We start from the raw sequence: 21,892 nt of genomic DNA on the forward strand, positions 1-21,892 counted from the left end.
ACTAATCCACCCAGCAAGCTGGGCATCATCGTTCGACTTGCATGTGTTAAGCACGCCGCCAGCGTTCGTCCTGAGCCAGGATCAAACTCTCCGTTGAAGACTCATAATCAAAACCCCGAAGGGCTGATCAGTCAAAGACATCGAGCCAAATCACTAGCATACAAAACTCAAACTAGCTTGAACCGATCACCACAGACGGAAGAATGTGATGATCAGCAAAATGATCATCCACCAAAAGCGGATGATCGCACCAAAATAATTGGCACTGACATTCATCGGCACACTGTTGAGTTCTCAAAGAACACGCACACACCATCACCGACCGGATTTTCACATCCGGCCCGTTCCGGGGCAACTGTTCCAGTCTAGTTCGTTTCACTCACGGACGCAAATCCGTGTGCTGTTCGGAACCAGGGGCGGTGCAAAACCTTACCAGAAGGTTTCGTACCAGTGAAATTCAGGCGCCTGCGTCCAACCTCGTTGTCCCTGACCTTGCGGTCCGGGTCGGTGTCCGTGTCGCTCTGACCTGGATTAAGTTACGCGACGGTTCGTGGGAACACCAAATCGCCAGGTCAACGAACCTTTTCCGCTATCAGGGCACCCAGTACTTCTCCGCGAGGGCCTGTACGACCGCGTCGTCCTCCTCTGCGCGGTCGAGCAACATCAGATCGTGGTGCAGATCCATGACTCTGGGGTCGTCACCTTCGGCGTCCCCGAGAGGCCGGCCGCCGTCTTCCCCGCGTTGCCGGAGGATCTTGTCGCGCACCCGCCCCTTCAACGACTCACTCATGTGTCGAGCATGGGCGTCGCACTGCAGCTTGTCGAGAGGCTAGCGATCGTCGCGGTTGCGGAAGACCCGGATCGCCATCGGGAGCACGACGGCAAGTGCACCGATAATCAGGATGAGGGAGAACAGTTCCATCAGCATGGTTCCCATGATCCACGCATATCCGGAGAAGTTCGGGAACGACGAAGGCCCCGTCCCTGTGGGGACGGGGCCTTCGTCTCTGAGCTGCCTGAGAGAATCGAACTCTCGACCTTTTCATTACGAGTGAAATGCTCTACCGACTGAGCTAAGGCAGCGCGCCTTGCGGCGACCGAAGTCTAGCCGAAAACCCCCCGCCCGATGCAAACCGGCAGCGTGATCATCGGAACGCTGCGCTCAGGCGAGCTGCCATCGCGGCCAGCGCGAAGCGTGGTTTGACGTTCTGCGCGAGCGCCTCGCGGCATTCGAGGATCGCCTCGATGCAGTCGAGCAGCCCCTCGGCCCGTGTCCGAGATGCGAGATCGCGGGCGCGGTCTGCCATGTCGGGGTGGTTGGGCGTCGCAGCCGCGCCCATCGAATGCGCGAGGGCGTCCCGGTACAGCCCGGCGAGGTCGATGAGCGCGCGGTCCATGATGTCGCGCTCGGTGCGGGTCTTGCGCGACTTCTGGGTGCGTTCGAGTTCTTTGAGTACTCCCGCCGAACCTCTCAGCGCACCGGCGGCACCCTTGCCGGTACCGCCCGCGCCGAGTGCGGTCTTGAGCTCTTCGGTTTCCCGTTCGTCGCGGTCGGCGCTGATCTCTTTGGCCTCGACCTCCGCGCTCTTGCCGAGTTCGTCCGCAGCGGTATAGGTGGTGGAGGGTCGCAGCACTGCGCCGGCGACATCGAGCGCACGTGTGCGGTTGTCGCGCGCAACCGGGTCTGTGGCGAGACGCCGAGCACGGCCGACGTGACCACCACTGACCGAAGCGGCCCACTGCGCTGCATCTGCGGGGATTCCGTCGACGTCGCGGAGGACCTGGGCGATCGAGTCGACGCTCGGAGTGATGAGCCCGACGTGTCGGCACCTCGACCGCAGGGTCACCGAAATGTCTTCCGGGTCGACCGACGGGGCGCACAGAAGGAACACCGTGCGCTGTGGCGGTTCCTCGACGACCTTGAGCAGAGCGTTCGCGGCGCCTTCGGTGAGGCGGTCGGCATCCTCGATCACCACGATCTGCCAACGCCCGGTACTCGGCCGCCTCGCCGCGACCTGCACGATCGCGCGCATCGCCTTGACGCTGATGGTCAGACCTTCGGGAACGACGCGTCGGACGTCGCCGTGCGTGCCCGCCATCGTCGTGGTGCATGCGTGGCAGCGACCGCACCCGGGGGCTGCGTCGTCTGTGCATTGTAGTGCCGCGGCGAAGCACAGAGCAGCGACCGAGCGACCCGATCCGGGCGGACCGGTGAACAGCCAGGAATGCGTCATCGCAGAGCCGGAAGCGCCGGTGCGTGCGGCCACGGCCGCGCTGACGAGGTCGGTCTCGACATCGCGTTGACCGACGAGACGATCGAAGACACCGGGCATGGGGCTCAGCGTAGCGATCGACACCGACGACTTCGGTCCGGGCGGATCAGTCGGTCGTCCCCTCGGCTGCGGTCTTCTTCGCGGCAGCCTTCTTGGCCGGAGCCTTCTTGGCTGCGGTCTTCTTGGCTGCGGTCTTCTTGGCCGGAGCCTTCTTCGCCGCCTTCTTGGTGGTCTTCTTCGCTGGACCCCGGGCACGACGATCCGCCAACAGCTCGGATGCGCGTTCGTCGGTGATCGTGCCGACCTCGTCGCCCTTACGCAGGCTCGCATTGGTCTCGCCGTCGGTGACGTACGGACCGAAACGACCGTCCTTGATCACCATCGGCTTCTCGCTGATCGGGTCCACACCGAGTTCGCGCAGCGGCGGAACAGCAGCAGCCTGACGTCCGCGGCGCTTCGGCTCGGCGTAGATCTTCAGGGCTTCGTCGAGGGTGACCGTGAACATCTGTTCTTCGGTCGCCAACGACCGCGAATCGGTGCCCTTCTTCAGATACGGACCGTAGCGGCCGTTCTGTGCGGTGATCTCGTCACCGGATTCGGGATCGACACCGACGATGCGCGGCAGCGACAGCAACCGCAGGGCGTCGTCGAGCGTGACGGACGACAGCTCCATCGTCTTGAGGAGCGACGCCGTCCGCGGCTTCGGGCCGGTGGCCTTCTTGGCCGCCTTCTTCGCGGGCGCCTTCTTGGCTGCCTTCTTCGCGGCCGTCTTGGTCGCGGTCTTCGTTGCACCGCCGGTCGTCAGCTCTTCGACCGGGACAGGAGTGACATCAGGTTCGGGTTCGGGCTTCGGCTCCGGCAGCAACTCGGTGACGTACGGACCGAACCGTCCCTCACGGGCCACGATCTCGTGCCCGGTCCCCGGATCGACCCCGAGAACCCGCCCCTCCTGCGGAGTCGAGAACAACTTCTCCGCGTATTCGAGGGTCAGTTCGTCCGGCGGCAGATCCTCGGGGAGATTCGCACGCTGCGAGATGAGATCGCCGTCCGGGTTGTCCGAGTCGACGACCATCCGTTCGAGGTACGGACCGAACCGGCCCACCCGCACGTGGATCTCGCGACCTTCGGCATCGTCGAACAACCGGATCGAGTTGATCTCGCGGGCATCGATGTCCTCGAGGTTCTGCCCGACCAGCTTCTTCAGGCCGCCCTTACGCGCGACCGAGTCCTCGTCGCCGTGCTCGCCACCGAAGTAGAACCTGGACAGCCAGGCAGTCCGCTGTTCCTGACCGGAGGCGATCTCGTCGAGATCGTCCTCCATGCCCGCGGTGAAGTCGTAGTCGACGAGCTGACCGAAATGAGCCTCGAGCAGACCGATCACCGCGAACGCCACCCACGACGGCACCAGCGCACTGCCGCGCTTGTAGACGTACCCGCGGTCGAGGATCGTCTTGATGATCGAGGCGTACGTGGACGGACGCCCGATACCCAGCTCTTCGAGGGTCTTGATCAGACTCGCTTCGGTGAATCGGGCGGGCGGGTTGGTCGAGTGCCCATCCGGATCGAGCTTCGTCGCGATGACCGCCGCGCCTTCGCTGAGGTTGGGCAGACGCGACTCGGCGTCGTCCGATTGACCGCCTGCCTCTTCGTCGACGCTCTCGACGTAGGCCTTGAGGAAGCCGGCGAACGTGATCGTGCGACCCGACGACGAGAAGGTGCATACCTCACCCGTCCTGGCAGTGCCGGTGATGCGGAGGGTGAGTGTGGTTCCGCGGACGTCGGCCATCTGCGACGCGACCGTGCGCTGCCAGATCAGCTCGTACAGCTTGAACTCGTCGGCGTCGAGCCGCGCGTGCAGTTCGCCCGGAGTAGCGAAGACGTCGCCGGCCGGCCGGATCGCTTCGTGCGCTTCCTGCGCATTCTTGACCTTGCGGGTGTACTGGCGGGGTGTCGCGTGGACGTACTCGGCGCCGTACAACTGGGTGGCCTGCGACCTCGCCGCGGTGATCGCCGACTCGGACAACGTCGTCGAATCGGTACGCATGTACGTGATGTAGCCGTTCTCGTACAACCGCTGTGCGATGCGCATCGTGCGCTCGGACGAGAACCGAAGCTTGCGGCCGGCTTCCTGCTGCAGCGTCGACGTCATGAACGGTGCGTAGGGCTTGCGCGTGTACGGCTTGCTCTCGGCCGACGACACCGTCAGCGCGGCACCGGACAACGCGTCGGCGAGTCGGCGAGCGTTTGCCTCGTCGAGCACGACGACACTGTCCGACTTCAGAGCGCCATCGGGACCGAAATCACGACCTGCCGCGACGCGAGACCCATCGACGTTGACGAGGCGTGCGCCGAACGAGCGGGGACTCGCGTCGGCACCGGCATCCATGGTCGCGGCGATGTCCCAGTATTCGGCGGACGTGAACGCCATGCGCTCACGTTCGCGGCGCACGATGACGCGGGTCGCGACGGACTGGACTCGGCCCGCCGACAGTCTCGGCATGACCTTCTTCCACAGCACCGGGCTGACCTCGTAGCCGTACAGACGATCGAGGATGCGCCGGGTTTCCTGCGCGTCGACCAGGTCGGTGTCGAGCTCCCGGGTGTTCTCGGCGGCAGCGCGGATCGCGGATTCGGTGATCTCGTGGAAGACCATCCTGCGGACAGGGACCTTCGGCTTGAGCGTCTCGAGGAGATGCCACGCGATGGCTTCGCCCTCGCGGTCGGGGTCGGTGGCGAGGTAGAGCTCGTCGGCGTCCTTCAGGAGCGACTTGAGCTCGGTGACCTTCGACTTCTTCTCAGGGCTGACGACGTACAGCGGCTCGAAATCATGATCGACATCGACGCCCAGTCGAGCCCACGACTCGCCCTTGTACTTGGCGGGGACGTCCGCTGCACCGCGTGGAAGGTCACGGATATGCCCCACGGAGGCTTCGACGACATAGTTGCGCCCCAGGTAGGGGGCGATCTTCTTCGCCTTTGTCGGAGATTCGACGATGACGAGTCGACGCGTGCCCGACGCGTTGTCCGACGTGCCCTTGTCCCGTGCTGCCACCGTGACGCCCGAACCTTCCCTTTTGCCGACATGCCTGCTCTCGAAGACATGTATACCGACCCTGTCTCCCCGACTCGGTCACACACAGGGTCGCACACACTCTGTCGATCTCTCGTCACATGTGGTGCTCGAAGTGCTCGTGACGAGGCCAGATCGCGCGGGCTTCGGGATGGTCCGGGGGTGCTCCGATGCTCTCGTCGAGCCGCGAGATGCGGCGCGGCCCCGATACTCTCAGCCCTGGTGGGGCGCCATGTGGGCTGATCAAGGTGGGGGCGATTCCGACAAGCATCAATGCCTCGGAGAGAGGGACATGGGTGCCGGGCGCATCCGGATCGAGCCCGAGGACATACCGCTCCCCTTCGACCTCCATCCGGCCCGCGGCCAGGAACCAGATCCTCAGCGCTCCCGCGTTCGGCACCCATCCGACCGGGACGTACTTGATTCCGCCTCGCGACCATGCGGTCGCCAACGGGACGAGCTCGGGAACGTCTGCGGTGCGCACCAGCGGAAACCCACCCGGCGTCGCACCGATCTCTGCGGTCAGACCCGTCGCGACGATCCGGTCGGCGATCGCGGACGCACGCCATGGCGCATCGACCGTCACCGAGATCCGAGCCGTGTCGGCCGTGTGCATCACGATCCGTCCCTGCGCCGCGAGCAACCCGCTGAGGTCGGACAATGCAGGCGGCGCGGTGTCGGCGCCGAAGAAGGACAGTTGACTCACTGTCGCCTCCCTGATCTGTGGCCCTTCCATCTGTGGCCATTTCCCGATGTTGTACTCCCGAAAGCCATCGTCCCCCATCGCCGGGGGCGACAGGGGACGGTGGGAGTGTGGGGCGAAAACCCTCACAGGTGCTCGATGGAGCGCGTCGGATCAGACGGCGCGCACACCGGTGGCCTGCGGGCCCTTGGTGCCCTGTCCGACCTCGAACTCGACGCGCTGGTTCTCCTCGAGGGTGCGGAAACCGGCACCCTGGATCTCGGAGTAGTGAACGAACACGTCGGCAGAGCCGTCCTCCGGAGCGATGAAGCCGAAGCCCTTCTCCGCGTTGAACCACTTCACAGTGCCCTGTGCCATGCTTTTCCTTCTCTTTCTAACACCGGATTCGACGAGCCGCTGGGGACAGCGGCCGCCAGGTCCCGATTCCGACCGCTGTACCTTTCGAATCCCCCGTTGGAAGAGCTAAAGCACACCGCCCGCAACCATCGATCCTGCGAGCGTGCACTTTCTCAAGCCTACGAACACAGAAGCTGCGACCGCGTGCCAGTCAATCATGTTCCGGGCAGTCGCAACAGTAGGTATGGCACAATCGCGCCAAAATTCTGATCTTGCAGGACGCTCGGTAGCATGTCCGGCGGGTAGAGGTATGGCGACCATGCTACGCGGCGCCACATCCTCCCGTGCCGAATTCGATCCCAGCCGGAGCCGACGTGTGACCAGTTCATCAGGTATCGACACCGGTGGAGCCACAGTCCCGGGCTACGGACAGGCGCTGCTCGACCGGCTGCTCGCGGGGACACCGTCGAACGAGCACCCCCTCACCCACACCGCCGAGCTCCCTGCCCGGAAGGCGCAACACGCCCACTGGCCGGACTGGGCCGCCGATTCCGTGGTCGATGCGCTCCGCGAACACGGTGTGCCGAAGCCCTGGCTGCACCAGATCGACGCCGCCGACCTTGCGGCCGGGGGCAGCAATGTCGTGGTGTCAACCGGTACCGCGTCGGGCAAATCCGTCGCCTACCAGCTTCCGGTGCTCACCGCCCTCGCGTCCGACCCACAGGCCACCGCGCTGTATCTCTCGCCCACGAAGGCCCTCGGCGCCGACCAACTGCGCGCCGTCACAGAGCTGACCGGGGCGACGCCCGACCTGTCGACAGCGCATCCGTGCGCGTACGACGGCGACACCTCCACCGAGCTGCGTCGATGGGCGCGCAGCCACTCTCGGTGGATCTTCACCAACCCCGACATGCTGCACCTGGCGATACTTCCTGGTCACGCACGCTGGGCGCGGCTGTTGCGTCGACTGCGTTACGTCGTGATCGACGAGTGCCACTCGTACCGGGGTGTCTTCGGGTCGCACGTCGCGCTGGTCATCCGCAGGTTGCGCCGCCTCGCGAACCACTACGGCGCCGACCCGGTGTTCATCCTGGCGTCCGCAACCACTGCCGACCCGGGAGCTGCCGCCTCACGATTGATCGGGGCGCCCTGCCGAGAGGTGACCGAGGACGGTTCACCACACGGTCCGCGCACTGTCGCACTGTGGGAACCGCCCCTGCTCCGGGAGGTCACCGGCGAGCACGGGGCGCCCGTGCGACGCGCCGCAGGCGCCGAGGCGGCACGGCTGCTCGCCGACCTCGTCGTCGAAGGCGCCCGCACGCTGGCATTCGTCCGTTCGCGTCACGGCGCGGAACTCACCGCGATGAGCACGCGGCGTCTGCTCACCGAATCGGCACCCGACCTGGTGGATCGTGTCGCGACCTATCGCGCCGGGTATCTCGCGGAGGATCGTCGCGATCTGGAGGCTGCGCTGTCCGACGGTCGGCTACTCGGGGTCGCGACCACCAATGCGCTCGAACTCGGAGTCGACATCGCAGGACTCGACGCCGTCGTCGTCGCCGGTTTTCCCGGCACCGTGGCGTCGTTCTGGCAGCAGGGCGGCCGGGCCGGACGGCGGGGCCAGGGTTCCCTGGTCGTTCTCGTCGCGCGCGACGACCCACTCGACACCTATCTCGTCCACCACCCGCACGCGCTGCTCGACAGGCCGGTCGAGGCGACCGTGACCGACCCCGCGAATCCGTATGTACTCGGGCCGCAACTGCTGTGCGCTGCGCTGGAGTTGCCGCTCTCGCACGCGGAAGTCGGGCAGTTCGACGCTCACGACCTTCTCACCGACCTCGCACAGCAGGGTCTGATCCGTCGGCGCCCGCACGGTTGGTTCGTCACACCGGATACCCACCCGCACGCCCAGGTCGATATCCGCGGCGGCATCGGCCATCAGGTCGCGATCGTCGAGGCCGACACCGGCCGGATGCTCGGCACCGTCGAGGCGGGGCGTGCGCCCGCAACTGTCCATCCCGGCGCCGTCCATCTCCACCGGGGCGAGAGCTTCGTCGTCGACGAACTGCATCTCGACGACGGCGTCGCACTCGTACACGCGGAGGATCCGGAGTGGTCGACGTCGGTGCGCGAGGTCACCGACATCCGAGTCGTCGCTGTGGAGGAGACCTGCACGTACGGGCCCGTGACCGTGCAGATGGCAGCCGTCGAGGTGACCGGGCAGGTGGTCGCCTATCTCCGGCGTCTCCCCTCCGGGGAGGTACTCGACCAGGTCGAACTGGACATGCCGGCACAGACCCTGCCCACGCGCGCCGTGCTGTACACCGTGACCCCGGAACTTCTCGACCGGATCGGGTTGACACCCGAGCGGGTTCCGGGTGCTCTGCACGCCGCCGAGCACGCCGCCATCGGATTGCTACCGCTCGTCGCGACGTGTGATCGCGGGGATATCGGCGGCGTATCCACCGATCTGCACGCCGACACCGGACTGCCCACCGTGTTCGTCTACGACGGGCATCCGGGCGGTGCCGGTTTCGCCGAACGCGGATTCTCACGGATCATCCAGTGGCTCACCGCCACCCGCGATGCGGTACAGGCATGCGAATGCACCGACGGATGCCCGTCGTGCGTGCACTCGCCCAAGTGCGGTAACGGAAATGACCCACTCGACAAGGCGGGCGCGGTTCTCGTCCTCAGCGCCGTGCTGGACGCGATCGGCACTGGGGACTGAGAACCGGCCCACCGCGTCAGGACACCGACGCGTGCTCCCCCGCTGCCCGTTCGGCGGCCAGCAGCGCGGCGCGCTCCTCGCGACGCTTCGCCTGCTCCGCCGGATCGGGCACGGGAACCGCTGCCAGCAACCGCTTGGTGTACGGATCCTCCGGGGACCGCAGGATGCGATCGGTCCGATCGAATTCGACGAGCTTGCCGGAACGCATCACGGCGATCCGCCGGGCGAGTACCTCGACCACGGCGAGGTCGTGGCTGATGAACAAGCAGGCGAAACCGTATTCGCCCTGCAGTTCCTTGAACAGCTCGAGCACCTTCGCCTGGACGGACACATCCAGCGCGGAGGTGGGCTCGTCCGCCACGAGGAGCGTCGGTTCGAGAGCGAGCGCTCTTGCGATGCCCACACGCTGGCGCTGCCCGCCGGAGAGCTGATGCGGATACCGGTTGCGCATGTCACGCGGCAGACGGACCTGATCGAGGAGTTCCTCGACCTTCTTGTCCCGCTGGCCGCGATCCATCTCGGTGTGCAGCAGCATCGGCTCACCGATGGACTGCCCGATCGGCCAGCGCGGATTGAGCGACGAGCCCGGATCCTGGAACACGATGCCGACCTTGCGCCGCACCGCGCGAAGATCGCGCGTCGACATCTTCGTGATGTCGGTGCCCGCGACGGACAACGAACCGGAATGCAGCTTCAGCAACCCGACCGCGGCCTTGCCGATGGTCGATTTTCCGGAGCCGGATTCTCCGACGAGTCCGACGACCTCTCCGGGTTCGATATTGAGGCTGACCCCGTCCACCGCGCGGAAACCACGGTTGCGGCGAGCACCGGGATACTCGATCACCGCGTCGGTGATGTCGAGCGCATACTGCACGTCGGGGGTGTCGTCGGCGCCGGCTTCACCGACGCGTGAACCGAGGTGGGGCACCGAGGCAAGCAGTTCCCGGGTGTAGGCGTGCCCCGGCTTGTTGAAGATCTGGTCGGCCGTGCCCTGCTCGACGATGGCACCGTCTCGCATGACGATCATGCGGTCGGCCATATCGGCGACGACGCCCATGTCGTGCGTGATGAGCACGATCGCCGCGTCCACCCGCTCGCGCAGATCCCGCATCAGCTGCAGGATCTCCGCCTGCACGGTGACGTCGAGCGCGGTGGTGGGCTCGTCGGCGATGAGCACAGAGGGCTCGGATGCCAATGCCTGGGCGATCATCGCGCGCTGTCGCTGCCCACCCGAGAGTTGGTGCGGGTAGTACTTCACCCGCTTCTCGGGTTCGGGCATATCCACGAGCCGGAGCAGCTCGATCGCGCGCTCCTTGGCCTGCGCTTTGGACATGTCGGAGTGCGAGCGGATGGCCTCGGTGATCTGCCACCCGATGGTGTAGACGGGGTTCAGGGCCGTCATGGGCTCCTGGAAGATCACGGCAATATCCTTGCCGCGTAACGAGTTCAGCTCGCGTTCCGTCAGGCCGACCAGTTCACGGCCGTCGAGGGTGATGCTGCCCGTGACCCGGCTGCTGTCGGCGAGCAGACCCGGTACGGCCATCGCCGTCGTGGACTTACCCGAACCGGATTCACCGACGATCGCCAGGATCTCTCCCCGCGCCACCTCGAACGAGACGTCACGGACGGCCGGTTTCCAGGTCTTGTCCACCTCGAAATCGATGGTCAGACCGGACACCCCGAGAATCGCGGTGCCGGAGGTGGTCTGCTCACTCGTGTCGACGAGACTCATTGCGTCAGCTCCGTTTCGGGTCGAGCGCGTCACGCAGCGCATCACCCATGAGAATGAAGGCCAGCACCGCGACCGACAGGAAGGCTGCCGGGAACAGCACCAGGTGCGGCGAGGACGAGAGGTAGCTCTGACCGAGGTTGATCTGCAAGCCCCACGAGATGGCCGGCATCTGAAGACCGATACCGAGGTACGACAGCGCCGCTTCCGCGGCGATGAACGTACCGACGGCGATCGTGGCGTAGACCAGAACCGCGGTCAGCGCGTTCGGCAGAATGTGCCGAACCAGGATGCGGAAGGTCGAGGCGCCCAGCGCCTGGGCAGCCTGCACGTACTCGCTCTGCTTGATCGCGATGACGGAGGAGCGCACCAGGCGCATCGCCGTCATCCAGCCGAAGACGATCAGTGCCAGCGCCACCGTCCAGACGGTCCGCTCCGTCGTCACTGTCAGCAGCACCAGCGCGCCGAGCAGAAGCGGGATACCGAAGAAGATATCGGTGAAACGGGCGAGTGCGCTGTCGAGGAAGCCACCGAAATAGCCTGCGAGCGCACCGATCAGCACACCGATGACCAGGACGCCGATCACTGCGACTAGTCCGATGCTCAGGGAGACGCGGGCACCGTAGATCACGTTCGCGTAATAGTCGCAGCCCTGAAGGTCCGTTCCGAACCAGTGCTGCGCACTCGGTGGCAGACGGGTGTCGGACAGGTTGCACGCCCGAGGATCGATTCCGCGGGCGAACACTTGCGGCACCAGCGCCATGAGCACCAGGAGTGCCGTAACGACCGCGCCGAACCAGAAGAACGCACTGCGGCGCAATTTCTTCCACGCGTTGCCCCACAGGCTCGCCTGGCCGACGAGCTCTACGACCTCACCCGTCATGACGTTGCCGGGCTCGCCTTCCTGCACGGCATGCGTACGGGCGGCTTCGACATTATTGGAATCCATACCACTACTCGTATCTGATCCGGGGGTCGAGGAACGCGTACAGCATGTCCACGACGAGGTTGAAGAAGATGTAGAAGAAGACCATCAGCGTGACGATGCCGACGACCACTGCACCTTCCTGTCTCTGTACGGCGTCGAAAATCGCGCGGCCCAGACCGGGAATGTTGAACACCGATTCGGTGATGATGGCACCGCCGAGCAACGCGCCGATATCGGCACCGATGAACGTGACCACGGGAATCAAGCTGTTACGCAGCGCATGCCGGACCACGATCCGGCGATAGCCGACGCCCTTCGCCCGCGCGGTGCGAATGTAGTCGGCGGCCATCGACTCGGACACAGCGGTGCGGGTCAGTCGCGCGACGTACGCCATGGACAGCGACGCGAGCACCAGGCCGGGCAGCACGAAGCTGTGCCAGCCGTTGTGGATTCCGGCGATCGGGAACAGGCCCAGCTTGTATCCGAGGAAGTACTGGGAGACGAAGCCGAGGACGAACACCGGGATCGACACCAGCATCGTCGAGGAGACGAGCACCAGATTGTCGAAGAACGAGTTGCGGCGCAGGGCTGCGAGCACACCGGCCGTGATGCCGATGACGATTTCGAAGGCGACGGCCACTGCTGTCAACTGCATGGTGACCGGCAGTCGCTGCGCGATCGTGTCGAGCACAGGCCGTCCGGAGAAGTCGGAACCGAAGTCGCCCTGGAGAAGTCCGCCGACGTACTTGAGGTACTGGACGAAGAACGGATCGTCGAGGTTGTATTGGGCTCGGAGTTGCGCCATGACGGCGGGAGCAAGCGGGCGATCGCCCGCGAGCGCGCGAATGGGGTCGCCCGGAAGGGCGTAGACCATCGCGAAAATCAGAAGAGAGGCGCCGATCAGGACCGGAATGGTCAGCAGCAATCGGCGCGTGATGAAGCGACCCACTGGGTTCTCCTATACGGAACAGAATGTCCTACACGGTGGTGGGGTGCCTCGCTTCGCGAAACACCCCACCACTCGTCACTCAGTTGACCGTGACGTCTTCGACCACGATGTCACCGAATGCGTCGATCTTCACGTTGCTCAGGCGGTCGCTCGTAACGACCTGGTTGAGGCCGTAGAACAGCGGCGTGGCGGGAAGGTCGCGGAACAGGATGTCCTCGGCCTTCTGGTACTCCGCCGTGGCAGCCTCGAGCGAGTCGGCGTTGTTACCGGCCGACAGGGCAGCGTCGAATTCGGGGTTGCTGTAGAAGCTCATGTTCGAGCCACCGGGCGGCAGTGCCGCGGTGCTGTAGACCGGCGCGAGGTAGTTGTACAGCGACGGGTAATCCATGATCCAGCCCATCCGGAACGGACCGGTCATGCCCTTCTCGTCCTGCAGCGGCAAGTACTGAGCGAACTGCAGATCTCCGCGCAGCGCGTACTCGACACCGAGGTTGGTGCGGATCTGGTTACCGACCGCGGTCATCCAGGTGTCGTGCCCGCCACCGGCGTTGAACCACAGATCGACAGGCTGGCTGCGATCGAAACCGGCCTCGTCGAGCAGCTTGTTCGCCTGCTCGACATTCAGTTCGCACTTGGCGCCGCAGGCGTCCGCGCGGTACCCGTCGACGACAGGCGATCCGAAGGACGTCGCCGGGGTGCGCGTGTCGGAGAAGATTGCCTGCGTGATGGCCTGGCGATCGATTGCCATCGAGAAGGCTTCGCGCACACGCGGATCGGAGAATCGCGCATCGTAAGTGGGGAAGGCGAGCGACGTGATGTCGGCACGGGCACGCTCGTGGTAGCGATCACCGAACTCGTCGCGGGCTGCCGCATAGGCGTCCGGCGGCAAGTCCAGCATCACATCGAGGCCACCGGCCTGAACATCGGTGTAGCCGGTTGTCAGTTCGGTGTAGACCTTGAACTGCACGCCATCCGACTGCGCGGCATTCTCACCGGCGTAGTCGTCGTACTTGGTCACGGTGAAGCCCTGGCCCTCGATGAAGTCCTCGTCGGCCTTGAACGGGCCGTTACCGATCGGACGGCGGCCGTAGGCCTCGGGATCGGCGAAGAAGGCTTCGGGCAGGGGCAGGAACGCCGTGTACCCGAGGGTGAGCGGGTAGATCGCGAACGGTTCCTTCAGCTCGACCGAGATGGTCGAGTCGTCCACTGCTTTCAGACCGGACATGGTGGTCGCGGCCGGCTCGCCACCTTCGGCGGCCTGCAAGTCGTCGTAACCCTTCACGTTCTCGAAGAAGTACGACGCGCCGTATGCGTTGGTGCTCAGCGCGGTGTAGTTCCACGCGTCGACATACGACTTGGCGTTTACGGGGGTTCCGTCGTGGAAGGTCCAGCCCGGCTTCAGCTTGATGGTCCAGTTGACCTGGTCCTCGGACTCGACCGACTCGGCGACGCCGGTGTACTCGACCTCGCTGGTCTCGTCGTTGTACTTCACCAGCGGTGTGAACAACGACACGAGGACCTGATGCCCCTCGGACTCGGTGGTGTTGCCCGGAACCAGCGGGTTCTCCGGCTGATCGATGTACAGGCTGTAGATGCCCTCACTACTACTACCGGCAGCCGTATCGCCGCCACAGGCGGCAAGCATGCCGACGGCTACGAAGCCCGCCGACACTACCGCGATCGCGCGCTTGATCCTCAAAATCAACCCTTCCTCAGCCCCAACGAGACAGCGTCGCTGTCCACGAAGTCCGTGACGATCCACGGTGCGGTGTGGGCCACACGGATGAGCGTGAGGCCCGGAACGCCGGTTGACTCTAGACACATGCCTAGCGAAGGCAACGTTCCCTCCCGGGGTAGGGAAACCCTCGCGGCCCATCGAAATTCTGCGGCAACGCACCGTGGGAGGGTCCTCTCGGAAGGTTGGACAGGCCGAGACGGCGTGCGCGACAACGAGTGACGTCACGCGGCAATACATCACATTTGCCCGGTTCCACACCCCTCGATCGACGCGCGGATTCGCACCGTCGCATTTAATGTGATGGATATCACATGTAACGGCAATCGTAGCGCTCCTATCGGGCCTGTCGAAGACTCTTTTCACCCCCCGGACGCCTCCGCTGGACCCGCTCGTGCCACGGCTGTTGCCACTTCACCGCCGAACAGCGACGACACCGCGGCTGTCAACTCAATTACCGCGTACCAGCCGTCGATCTCGCACCGCCGCACCTGTACGTGCATGCGCGTCACGATCGGTTCGGCCACTTCGCACGCCGCCCCGACGCCTCGGTCGAGCGACGACGCGACGGCCAACGCCGCCAGGTCTGCCGCGGCCTGCAGCCGGTGTCGTACCACCACAACCGATCCGACGTGCAGAACGGTCGCGGTGATCGCGATCAGCGCGGCCATGATGCAACATCCGAGGATGCTGGCACTGCCACCCTCCTCGCGCAGATCCACCCGCATCACGACACCTCCCCCGGTTCACGGACCGCAACGGCGTCGGCCGTCAAGGTCACCATCGGGAGCAGCGGCGCGTCGACGCTGACGGTTGCTACGACGAGGTCGTCTTCCACGCTCACCTCGATGTGCGCGCCCGGCGGCGCGACCCGAGCAGCCACCTCGACCGCCCGGGCCTCGTCACCGCGCGCTACCAGTCGGGCCGCCTCACGGGCAGCGTCCTGGCACTGCACCTGCTGCGAAACACAGAGCACCGCACCGAGACACAACGTCAGAACCGTGACCAGTGAGGCGATCGCGAGCGCCGCCTCGACGGTCACACCACCCTCGTCCCGCGCAGCAGCGCGACGAGTAAGAGCCCACCCCGTCACACCGAGGTGTTGAGGGCTCGTTCGACGATGCCGGTCAGCGCCGACACGATTCCATCCCCGGTGACGACCGTGTACAACACGGCGCCGAATGCCGCCGCGGCAATAGTGCCGATGGCATATTCGGCCGTCGACATACCGTCGTCGCCGGCCGCCACCTTCACAACACGGCGGGCGAACGACCGATCTTCTTCTGCGGATTCAACGAACACGAAACTCCCCTTTCTACCGATGCGGACGGTCCGCATCGGCGTCACAACAGCCCTGATCCCAGGACGCCCCGGGCCAAGCCGATCACCACCGGCACGATTCCCAGGCACACGAAGGCCGGGAGGAAACACAGGCCGAGTGGCCCGCTCACGAGCACGCCGGCGCGTTCGATATCGCCTGCGGCCTTGTCCTCGGCCTCCGCGCGATGCCGCGCGGCGAGTTCGGACACGATGTCGGACAGTGGGGCACCGGATCTCGCCGATCTCCTGGCTGCGCGAGCGAAGTCTTCGAGGACTGCGCCGCCTTCCGCCGACCACGCATCGGCCGGGTCTGCACCGAGTTTCAGGCGGTCGGCTCCCCGCCGGAGCGCTGCGCCGAGCACGGGCGGCGCGGACTCCGCAACCACACCCGCCGCGGATGCGGCAGGCATCCCGGCCCGCAGGCACGCCGCGAAGAGATCGAACGCGGCGGCGATCGCATACGGATCCTGTGCGGTATCGGCCGCGACACTCTGAGGAGGGCCCGGCGATCCGTGCACGGCATGTAACCGGTGAGTCCCCGCGTCGGGTACCGCGACCAGCGCCGCGGCAAGACACAACGACGGCAACACCATCGAGCCGGTCATCGGCCGACCCTGTCGGCGATGCGGTCGGTCCACAGCAATCCGGCGCACACGAGCACCGTGCCGAGCACCAGCAGCACGGCACCGAGCCCGTCGCCGAGGAGCGTCGTCAGCGGTGATGCCCCCATGAGCTGGCCCAGTGCCACACCGAGCACGGGTAGCGCAGCGAGAACCGTTGCGGTGGCGCGCGCACCGGCCAGACCGGCATTCGTTCGCGTCCGGATCCGCATCCGGGCGGCGAGATCGGAGCGAGCGGCCGATAACAGTTCCGCGAGCGCCAAGCCGTGACGGTCGGAGACCGACCATGCGTCGGCTACCCGGACGAGGCTCTCGCCGATCCCGGTGGAGTCGAATTCACGTGCTGCCCCCAGCAATCCGTCGGAGGCAGATCCGCCCAGTCGCGCCCTGGCCGCCGCAACCCGCAGCGAGTCCGAGGTCGGCCCGGTGGTTTCGCTCGCAGCCGTGTCACATGCGTCGGCGGGATGCGCACCGACCTGCAGCTCCGCGATCACCATGTCGAGGCCCGAAAGCAGCATCCGACGGTCGGTGTCGAGCCGCGTCGCCCGCTGTCGACGACGCAGCCGGAACAGGATCGTCGCCGCTGCGACCACCACCGCGGCGGCTGCGCCCGCGCCCACGAGAAAGGCACCGGCAGACGCGACGACGACCGCGCAGAGCACTCGATTCGGACGACGCCGGGTCGCCCGCAGTACAACGGTGTGTTTTTCGAGCCGTCGGCGCGCGTCGATACCGGGAGCAGCGAGCACGGCGGCGGCCAGGCACAGTACGGATTCGGTCACGCGCCCTCCCTCGACCGCAGGATCCGTTCGAGTCGTTCACCACCCGGCACGGTGCCACCGACGAACGTCCACGCAGGCACGACCAGGACCCCAGCGATGGGGTCGCGCTCCACGACTCCGATCTCGACGAGTCTCCTGGCCCCGTCGGGAGCTCGGTGGACATGCAGGATCACCTGGACCGCGGCGGCCAACTGACTGTGCAGGGCACTGCGATCGAGTCCGCCGAGGGCCGCGAGCGCTTCGAGTCGGGCGGGCACCTCGTCGGGCGAGTTCGCGTGCACGGTGCCCGCACCGCCGTCGTGTCCTGTGTTCAGCGCTGTCAGCAGGTCGACCACCTCGGCGCCCCGCACTTCACCGACCACGATCCGGTCCGGGCGCATCCGCAGCGCTTGACGCACGAGGTCGCGCACGGTGACCTCCCCGACGCCCTCGACGTTGGGTGCGCGGGCGACGAGACGAACCACGTGCGGGTGATCCGGCACGAGTTCGGCCGCGTCCTCGACGCACACGATTCGTTCGGTGCGGTCGACAGCGCCGAGTAACGCCGCAAGAAGGGTGGTCTTTCCCGCGCCGGTGCCACCGACGACGAGGAAGGCGAGACGCCCCGACACGATCCGCCGGAGCAAACGGTAGGCGTCGGGATGCACCGCTCCACGCTCGACCAGCGCGTCGAGCCCCTGCGTTGCCGGTCTCAACACGCGTAGCGACAGGCACGTTCCGCCCTGGGCGACGGGAGCGAGCACAGCATGCAGACGGACACCGAACTCACCGTGTCCGGGGAGACGACCGTCGACCCACATCTGCGCGTCGTCGAGTCGGCGACCGGCGAACAGCGCGAGACGCTGGGCGAGACGGCGGACCGCAGCCTCGTCCGGAAAGGTCACGGACGTGAGTGTCAGGCCACCGCCGCAGTCCACCCATACCCGGTCGGGCGCGGTGACCAGCACGTCGGTCACGGTGGGGTCGGCGAGGAGCGCTTCGAGTGGGCCTGCTCCGGTGAGCTCGGTCTGGAGGTGGCGCAGTGCGACGAGAAGATCGGTGTCGCCGAGCACTCCCCCGGCTTCGGCGCGCAGCGCGGTCGCGACCCGTGCGGGTGACAGTTCTCCAGGCTCTGCAGCGAGCCGATCACGTACCCGGTCGAGCAATTCGGCGTCCAGGACGTCGTTCATGCGGCATCCCTGGACCCGGCGTGCACGGACGAGTCGAAGACCTCGAGAGCGGCGACGACGAGCGGCGACCGCTGCCGGAGTCGCAGACCTCCGCGTTCGAGGGCTTCTGCGAGCCCGGGTTGAGCACGCATCGCGGCCAACAGCGGCAGTCCCACCACTGCCGCGACGTCGGTGGCGCGGAGCCCGCCGGGCGCGGGTCCACGCACGACGACTCCCGCCGTGGTGGCGCGGTCCCTGAGCCAGTCCCCAGTACGGGCAGCCGACAACGCGCCGCTCACCCGCGCCTGGGTGACGAGGACGGTGGTGTCGGCTGCAGCGATCGCGGCGTCGGCAACCTCGTCGAACGTGCGGGCCACGTCGCAGACCACGATCGCACCTGCACGGCGTACCGCTTCGAGGACGGCGGTGAGCGGGGCTGCCCCGATGCTCTCGGCGCCGCGGTCTCCGGCGAGCACACCCACGCCGGGGAGCCATTCGGGTACGGCGTCGCGCAGGGCGCGGGCGGAGACGCTGCCCGAGTCGACGGTCAGGCCCGACCATCGGATGCCGGGACGTTCTTCGAGCCCCGTCAGGATGTCCAGGCCCGCTCCGAAGGGGTCGGCGTCGACGAGAAGGACACCGCCGGGTGTGCCCCGCGCGGCGGCCGCCCACGCGAGCGCAGCAGCGAACGTCGACGCGCCTGCTCCACCGTGACCGCCGACCACCGCGAACACGGTGCCTCCGCCCGCTTCGGGTTCGGCGGCGGCGCCGAGCACTGCAAGCAGTTCCACTTCGTCGTCGGGCAGACCGAGAACGTGTTCGGCACCCACCGTCGCGGCGGCCTGCCACTCGCCGAGGCCGGGTGCGCCGGGGCAGACCAGCACGATCCCCGATCTGCGGGGCAGCGCAGCGGCGCACATGAGTGCTTCGTCGCGGTCGACCACGATCAGGCCTGCATCCAGCCATGCACGGCGCCGCGGCACGGTGGTCTCTTCGGCGAGCTGCCGGTCTGCTGCCGCTGCGACACGACGCAGGCTTGCCAGGAGGGTCGAGTCGCCGATCAGCGCGAGGACGTCGTTCATGCCGCTCAGAGTGCGCGGTCGGCTACCGGCGTGGAAGGCCCATTCGCCGGTTTCGCCGAATCTGTGGATGGATCAGGTGCCTGTGGACAACTCGGGCCGATTCGCATGCCATGGCCGAGAGACGTCGGTTGAACAGGTAGAAACAGGTCCGGCAAAACGGGTCCGGACAAAAGGACGACCCTCGCCAGGGGGGGGAGGAGGCGAGGGCCGTCGGAGTTCAGCCCCGGGGGGTCGGGCTGAACACTGCCTGGATATCCAGACTGACGCGATACTACACCTTCCATACTCGGTGTTTGCAAGTTCAAGCATCGGCGTGGCGCGGCGCTCTCCGGGCTCCGCAAGTGGCACCGAGGGCCCTATGGTGGAGAACGTGACAGACGCGACCGCGGATCCCTCCGAGTCCCGACGAATCGCCGCCTTCTTCGACCTCGACAAGACCGTGATCGCCAAGTCGAGCGTTCTCGCCTTCACGCGCCCGTTCTTCGAACACGGCCTACTGAGTCACCGCGCGGTGCTCTCGAGCAGCTACGCGCAATTGCTGTTCGTACTGTCCGCGGTCGACCAGGATCGGGTCGACCGGATGCGTGAGCACATCGCACAGATGTGCAAGGGCTGGGATGTGGAGCAGATCCGGTCGATCGTGGAGGAGACCCTCGACGAGATCGTCGAGCCGTTGGTGTATGCGGAAGCCAAGGACCTGATCGCGGACCACCGCGCCCGGGGACACGATGTGGTGATCGTGTCGGCATCGGGCGAGGAGGTCGTCACGCCCATCGCGCAGGCACTCGGTGCCTCGTACAGCACGGCCAGCCGGATGCGGATCGTCGACGGGCGCTACGCCGGGGAACTCGAGTTCTACTGTTTCGGCGAGGCGAAGGGCACCGCCATCCGTGAGCTCGCAGTGAGCCACGGCTACGACCTGACGCGCTGTTACGCGTACTCGGATTCGGCGACCGACGTGCCGATGCTGCAGGCGGTCGGCAAGCCGCGCGCAGTCAATCCCGACCGCGTATTGCGTCGCATCGCAAACGAAAATAGCTGGCCCATACTGGGGTTCACCCGACAGGTGCCGCTGTCGCGGCGAGTCCGGCCGTCGGCGAAAGGGCTCCTCAGGCTCGCCGCCGCGGGAGCCGCGGCGGCGTTGATCACCGGTGCCGCAATCTACCTCGCCGGACGCAGGCAGGAACTCGGACGCCCCCCTCGCCTCATCCCGACCCCCGGCTGAATCTTTCCGCACCAGGGGTCTTGCCGACTCGGAAAGTACGGGGTACAAATGAGTTACGGAAACACGGAAGGCCTAGAGCGAATCGGAAGAGAAGATTCGATCTCCCGCCCGCGTTTCCCAGCACGGACACCGAGTACCCACGCGGAGCCGATGCCACTATAAGGGCAGAAGCGTTGTGGGCCTGCGAGTTCCGAGTTCTCGAAGGCAAGACCCTCGCACCCGTTGCGAGGAGCGAACCCCCGACACCCGGATCATCGCCGAGGCCGTTGACACACAACCCACACCAGCACGCATGGTAACCCGGAAAGTCCGTGCTAGCGGGTGGCGCACCGATCACGATCGGCGTGCCACCCGCTTTTATTTCTCAATCGAAGTATTCTGCGCTGCAATTGATTCCGATGCGATCAATTCCGCAGCGTGCAACGATCCTCAGTTTCCGCCGAACGCCTCGGCGATCGACGTTGCCTCGCGGGCGCCGGCCTCGAGCGCACCGCAGCAGAAGATCACCCAGCCGCCGACACCCCCCTCGTGGCCCTGACCAAACCCCGCGATCCCGTCGCGATAGGCCTGCGCTCGCCGCATCCACGTCACTTCGGGCACGCCGAGGTTGTGGGTGTCGAGTCCGGAAGCCACACACACCAGGCGCGACGCTGCACGCGCCACGAGACCGTCGGCGACGCCGAAGGGGCTCAGGGAACAGAGCTCGCCGTGCACCACGGCGGCGAGGACCGGGGCGGGAACAGCAGTTCCTCCCGTGACCAGCTGAGCGAGGCCGTCGAGACGCTCCGCAACTCCCGGAGCCGAGCGTGGCCTACCCAGCTGCTCGGGGTCATCCACCAGGTCCGCCGCCGCGAGCAGGTGCAAGCGAGCAAGAGCCTGCAGCGGTGCACGGCGCCAGGTCGACACCTGATTCGCGAGCGCGTCACCGTCGAGGGACTGCGCGACCCGCAAGGCACCCGAGAGCACCGGGTCACCGGTTTCCCCCGGGGACGGAAGCTCGGTGGATCCACCGTCGATCGCCGCCGATGCTCGCGCAGCCCGCACCGAGGCCTCGGCCGCGGTGTTCGGCCAGCCACGACGGTTGGTGCGGTGGCGGTGGACCTCGGCGAGGGCGTCACGCGCGCGGTCTGCCGCGTCGCGCACGCCGGGGAGATCGAGGATGGGCTGAAGCGGATCGGTCACGGTCTCGAACGGTACCGGCGCGCGCCGCGAACACCACCTACGGCCCATCGCCGGCCTCATCGGCGGCCACTCGTCGCCG

The 21,892-nt window shown here is 66.3% G+C and carries 19 protein-coding genes, 1 tRNA gene and 1 rRNA gene; 2 read left to right on the forward strand and 19 right to left on the reverse strand.

Features of this window, described 5'->3' with window-relative positions; genetic code table 11:
* The 7 genes from ACFWCF_RS20730 to ACFWCF_RS20760 all read right to left on the reverse strand — a co-directional run.
* Positions 1-97 (reverse strand): 16S ribosomal RNA (locus ACFWCF_RS20730); the annotation flags it as partial.
* Positions 98-592: 495 nt separating this feature from the next.
* On the reverse strand, positions 593-790 hold the full coding sequence (locus ACFWCF_RS20735) for a hypothetical protein (protein WP_378565379.1): 198 nt from the start codon (positions 788-790) through the stop codon (positions 593-595).
* A 220-nt stretch (positions 791-1,010) separates the two neighbouring features.
* Positions 1,011-1,083, reverse strand: a tRNA-Thr gene (locus ACFWCF_RS20740).
* Between the two features lie 62 nt (positions 1,084-1,145).
* A complete protein-coding gene (locus tag ACFWCF_RS20745; protein WP_378565382.1) occupies positions 1,146-2,333 on the reverse strand; it encodes a DNA polymerase III subunit delta' in 1,188 nt (395 codons plus the stop codon).
* A gap of 46 nt (positions 2,334-2,379) precedes the next feature.
* Positions 2,380-5,325, reverse strand: a complete 2,946-nt coding sequence (topA, locus tag ACFWCF_RS20750; protein ID WP_378565385.1) for a type I DNA topoisomerase — start codon at positions 5,323-5,325, stop codon at positions 2,380-2,382.
* 115 nt (positions 5,326-5,440) lie between these two features.
* Positions 5,441-6,049, reverse strand: a complete 609-nt coding sequence (locus tag ACFWCF_RS20755; RefSeq protein WP_378565388.1) for a hypothetical protein — start codon at positions 6,047-6,049, stop codon at positions 5,441-5,443.
* Between the two features lie 150 nt (positions 6,050-6,199).
* Positions 6,200-6,403, reverse strand: a complete 204-nt coding sequence (locus ACFWCF_RS20760; RefSeq protein WP_054720028.1) for a cold-shock protein — start codon at positions 6,401-6,403, stop codon at positions 6,200-6,202.
* A 355-nt stretch (positions 6,404-6,758) separates the two neighbouring features.
* On the opposite strand from ACFWCF_RS20760, the gene ACFWCF_RS20765 reads away from it, so the two are divergent.
* Positions 6,759-9,113, forward strand: coding sequence for a DEAD/DEAH box helicase (locus ACFWCF_RS20765; protein WP_378565391.1), 2,355 nt, complete (start codon positions 6,759-6,761; stop codon positions 9,111-9,113).
* A 16-nt stretch (positions 9,114-9,129) separates the two neighbouring features.
* On the opposite strand, the gene ACFWCF_RS20770 is transcribed toward ACFWCF_RS20765, so the two are convergent.
* The 11 genes from ACFWCF_RS20770 to ssd all read right to left on the reverse strand — a co-directional run bounded on the left by ACFWCF_RS20770 (position 9,130) and on the right by ssd (position 19,406).
* A complete protein-coding gene (locus ACFWCF_RS20770) occupies positions 9,130-10,845 on the reverse strand; it encodes an ABC transporter ATP-binding protein (protein ID WP_378565394.1) in 1,716 nt (571 codons plus the stop codon).
* Positions 10,846-10,849: 4 nt separating this feature from the next.
* Positions 10,850-11,725, reverse strand: a complete 876-nt coding sequence (locus tag ACFWCF_RS20775) for an ABC transporter permease (RefSeq protein ID WP_378565648.1) — start codon at positions 11,723-11,725, stop codon at positions 10,850-10,852.
* 70 nt (positions 11,726-11,795) lie between these two features.
* Positions 11,796-12,719 carry an ABC transporter permease gene (locus ACFWCF_RS20780; RefSeq protein WP_378565396.1) on the reverse strand — a complete coding sequence of 308 codons (924 nt, stop codon included), beginning with the start codon at positions 12,717-12,719 and terminating at the stop codon, positions 11,796-11,798.
* 79 nt (positions 12,720-12,798) lie between these two features.
* Positions 12,799-14,418 (reverse strand): ABC transporter substrate-binding protein, encoded by a 1,620-nt coding sequence (locus ACFWCF_RS20785; RefSeq protein WP_378565399.1) that lies wholly within the window; start codon positions 14,416-14,418, stop codon positions 12,799-12,801.
* A gap of 398 nt (positions 14,419-14,816) precedes the next feature.
* Positions 14,817-15,182, reverse strand: coding sequence for an Rv3654c family TadE-like protein (locus ACFWCF_RS20790; RefSeq protein WP_378565651.1), 366 nt, complete (start codon positions 15,180-15,182; stop codon positions 14,817-14,819).
* Complete coding sequence (locus tag ACFWCF_RS20795) at positions 15,182-15,496, reverse strand: TadE family type IV pilus minor pilin (protein WP_378492207.1); 315 nt, start codon at positions 15,494-15,496, stop codon at positions 15,182-15,184. Before ACFWCF_RS20795 ends, ACFWCF_RS20790 begins: the two co-directional genes overlap by 1 nt.
* A 47-nt stretch (positions 15,497-15,543) precedes the next feature.
* Positions 15,544-15,708 carry a DUF4244 domain-containing protein gene (locus ACFWCF_RS20800; protein WP_169690768.1) on the reverse strand — a complete coding sequence of 55 codons (165 nt, stop codon included), beginning with the start codon at positions 15,706-15,708 and terminating at the stop codon, positions 15,544-15,546.
* Positions 15,709-15,797: 89 nt separating this feature from the next.
* A complete protein-coding gene (locus ACFWCF_RS20805; protein ID WP_378492179.1) occupies positions 15,798-16,379 on the reverse strand; it encodes a type II secretion system F family protein in 582 nt (193 codons plus the stop codon).
* Complete coding sequence (locus ACFWCF_RS20810; RefSeq protein WP_378565402.1) at positions 16,376-17,176, reverse strand: type II secretion system F family protein; 801 nt, start codon at positions 17,174-17,176, stop codon at positions 16,376-16,378. The genes ACFWCF_RS20805 and ACFWCF_RS20810 overlap by 4 nt, the downstream gene beginning before the upstream one ends.
* Positions 17,173-18,345, reverse strand: a complete 1,173-nt coding sequence (locus ACFWCF_RS20815; RefSeq protein ID WP_378565405.1) for a TadA family conjugal transfer-associated ATPase — start codon at positions 18,343-18,345, stop codon at positions 17,173-17,175. The genes ACFWCF_RS20810 and ACFWCF_RS20815 overlap by 4 nt, the downstream gene beginning before the upstream one ends.
* Positions 18,342-19,406 carry a septum site-determining protein Ssd gene (gene ssd / locus ACFWCF_RS20820; protein ID WP_378565408.1) on the reverse strand — a complete coding sequence of 355 codons (1,065 nt, stop codon included), beginning with the start codon at positions 19,404-19,406 and terminating at the stop codon, positions 18,342-18,344. The genes ACFWCF_RS20815 and ssd overlap by 4 nt, the downstream gene beginning before the upstream one ends.
* A 358-nt stretch (positions 19,407-19,764) precedes the next feature.
* Between ssd and ACFWCF_RS20825 the strand changes: the two genes are divergently transcribed.
* A complete protein-coding gene (locus ACFWCF_RS20825; RefSeq protein WP_378565411.1) occupies positions 19,765-20,631 on the forward strand; it encodes an HAD family hydrolase in 867 nt (288 codons plus the stop codon).
* Positions 20,632-21,060: 429 nt separating this feature from the next.
* On the opposite strand, the gene ACFWCF_RS20830 is transcribed toward ACFWCF_RS20825, so the two are convergent.
* Positions 21,061-21,813: an oxidoreductase gene (locus ACFWCF_RS20830; protein WP_378565414.1), complete on the reverse strand. Its 753-nt coding sequence runs from the start codon at positions 21,811-21,813 to the stop codon at positions 21,061-21,063.
* Positions 21,814-21,892 lie beyond the last annotated feature (79 nt).

It is taken from the genome of Rhodococcus sp. NPDC060090 (assembly GCF_042729855.1).
Lineage (GTDB): Bacteria > Actinomycetota > Actinomycetes > Mycobacteriales > Mycobacteriaceae > Rhodococcus.

What these genes read in the sequence shown, in the direction of transcription:
- ACFWCF_RS20745 (WP_378565382.1), bottom strand. Translation starts at nt 2,333, where the DNA reads ATGCCCGGTGTCTTCGATCGTCTCGTCGGTCAACGCGATGTCGAGACC.
- ACFWCF_RS20760 (WP_054720028.1), bottom strand. Translation starts at nt 6,403, where the DNA reads ATGGCACAGGGCACTGTGAAGTGGTTCAACGCGGAGAAGGGCTTCGGC.
- ACFWCF_RS20805 (WP_378492179.1), bottom strand. Translation starts at nt 16,379, where the DNA reads ATGACCGGCTCGATGGTGTTGCCGTCGTTGTGTCTTGCCGCGGCGCTG.
- ACFWCF_RS20770 (WP_378565394.1), bottom strand. Translation starts at nt 10,845, where the DNA reads ATGAGTCTCGTCGACACGAGTGAGCAGACCACCTCCGGCACCGCGATT.
- ssd (WP_378565408.1), bottom strand. Translation starts at nt 19,406, where the DNA reads ATGAACGACGTCCTCGCGCTGATCGGCGACTCGACCCTCCTGGCAAGC.
- ACFWCF_RS20790 (WP_378565651.1), bottom strand. Translation starts at nt 15,182, where the DNA reads ATGCGGGTGGATCTGCGCGAGGAGGGTGGCAGTGCCAGCATCCTCGGA.
- ACFWCF_RS20775 (WP_378565648.1), bottom strand. Translation starts at nt 11,725, where the DNA reads ATGACGGGTGAGGTCGTAGAGCTCGTCGGCCAGGCGAGCCTGTGGGGC.
- ACFWCF_RS20735 (WP_378565379.1), bottom strand. Translation starts at nt 790, where the DNA reads ATGAGTGAGTCGTTGAAGGGGCGGGTGCGCGACAAGATCCTCCGGCAA.
- ACFWCF_RS20825 (WP_378565411.1), top strand. Translation starts at nt 19,765, where the DNA reads ATGGTGGAGAACGTGACAGACGCGACCGCGGATCCCTCCGAGTCCCGA.
- ACFWCF_RS20815 (WP_378565405.1), bottom strand. Translation starts at nt 18,345, where the DNA reads ATGAACGACGTCCTGGACGCCGAATTGCTCGACCGGGTACGTGATCGG.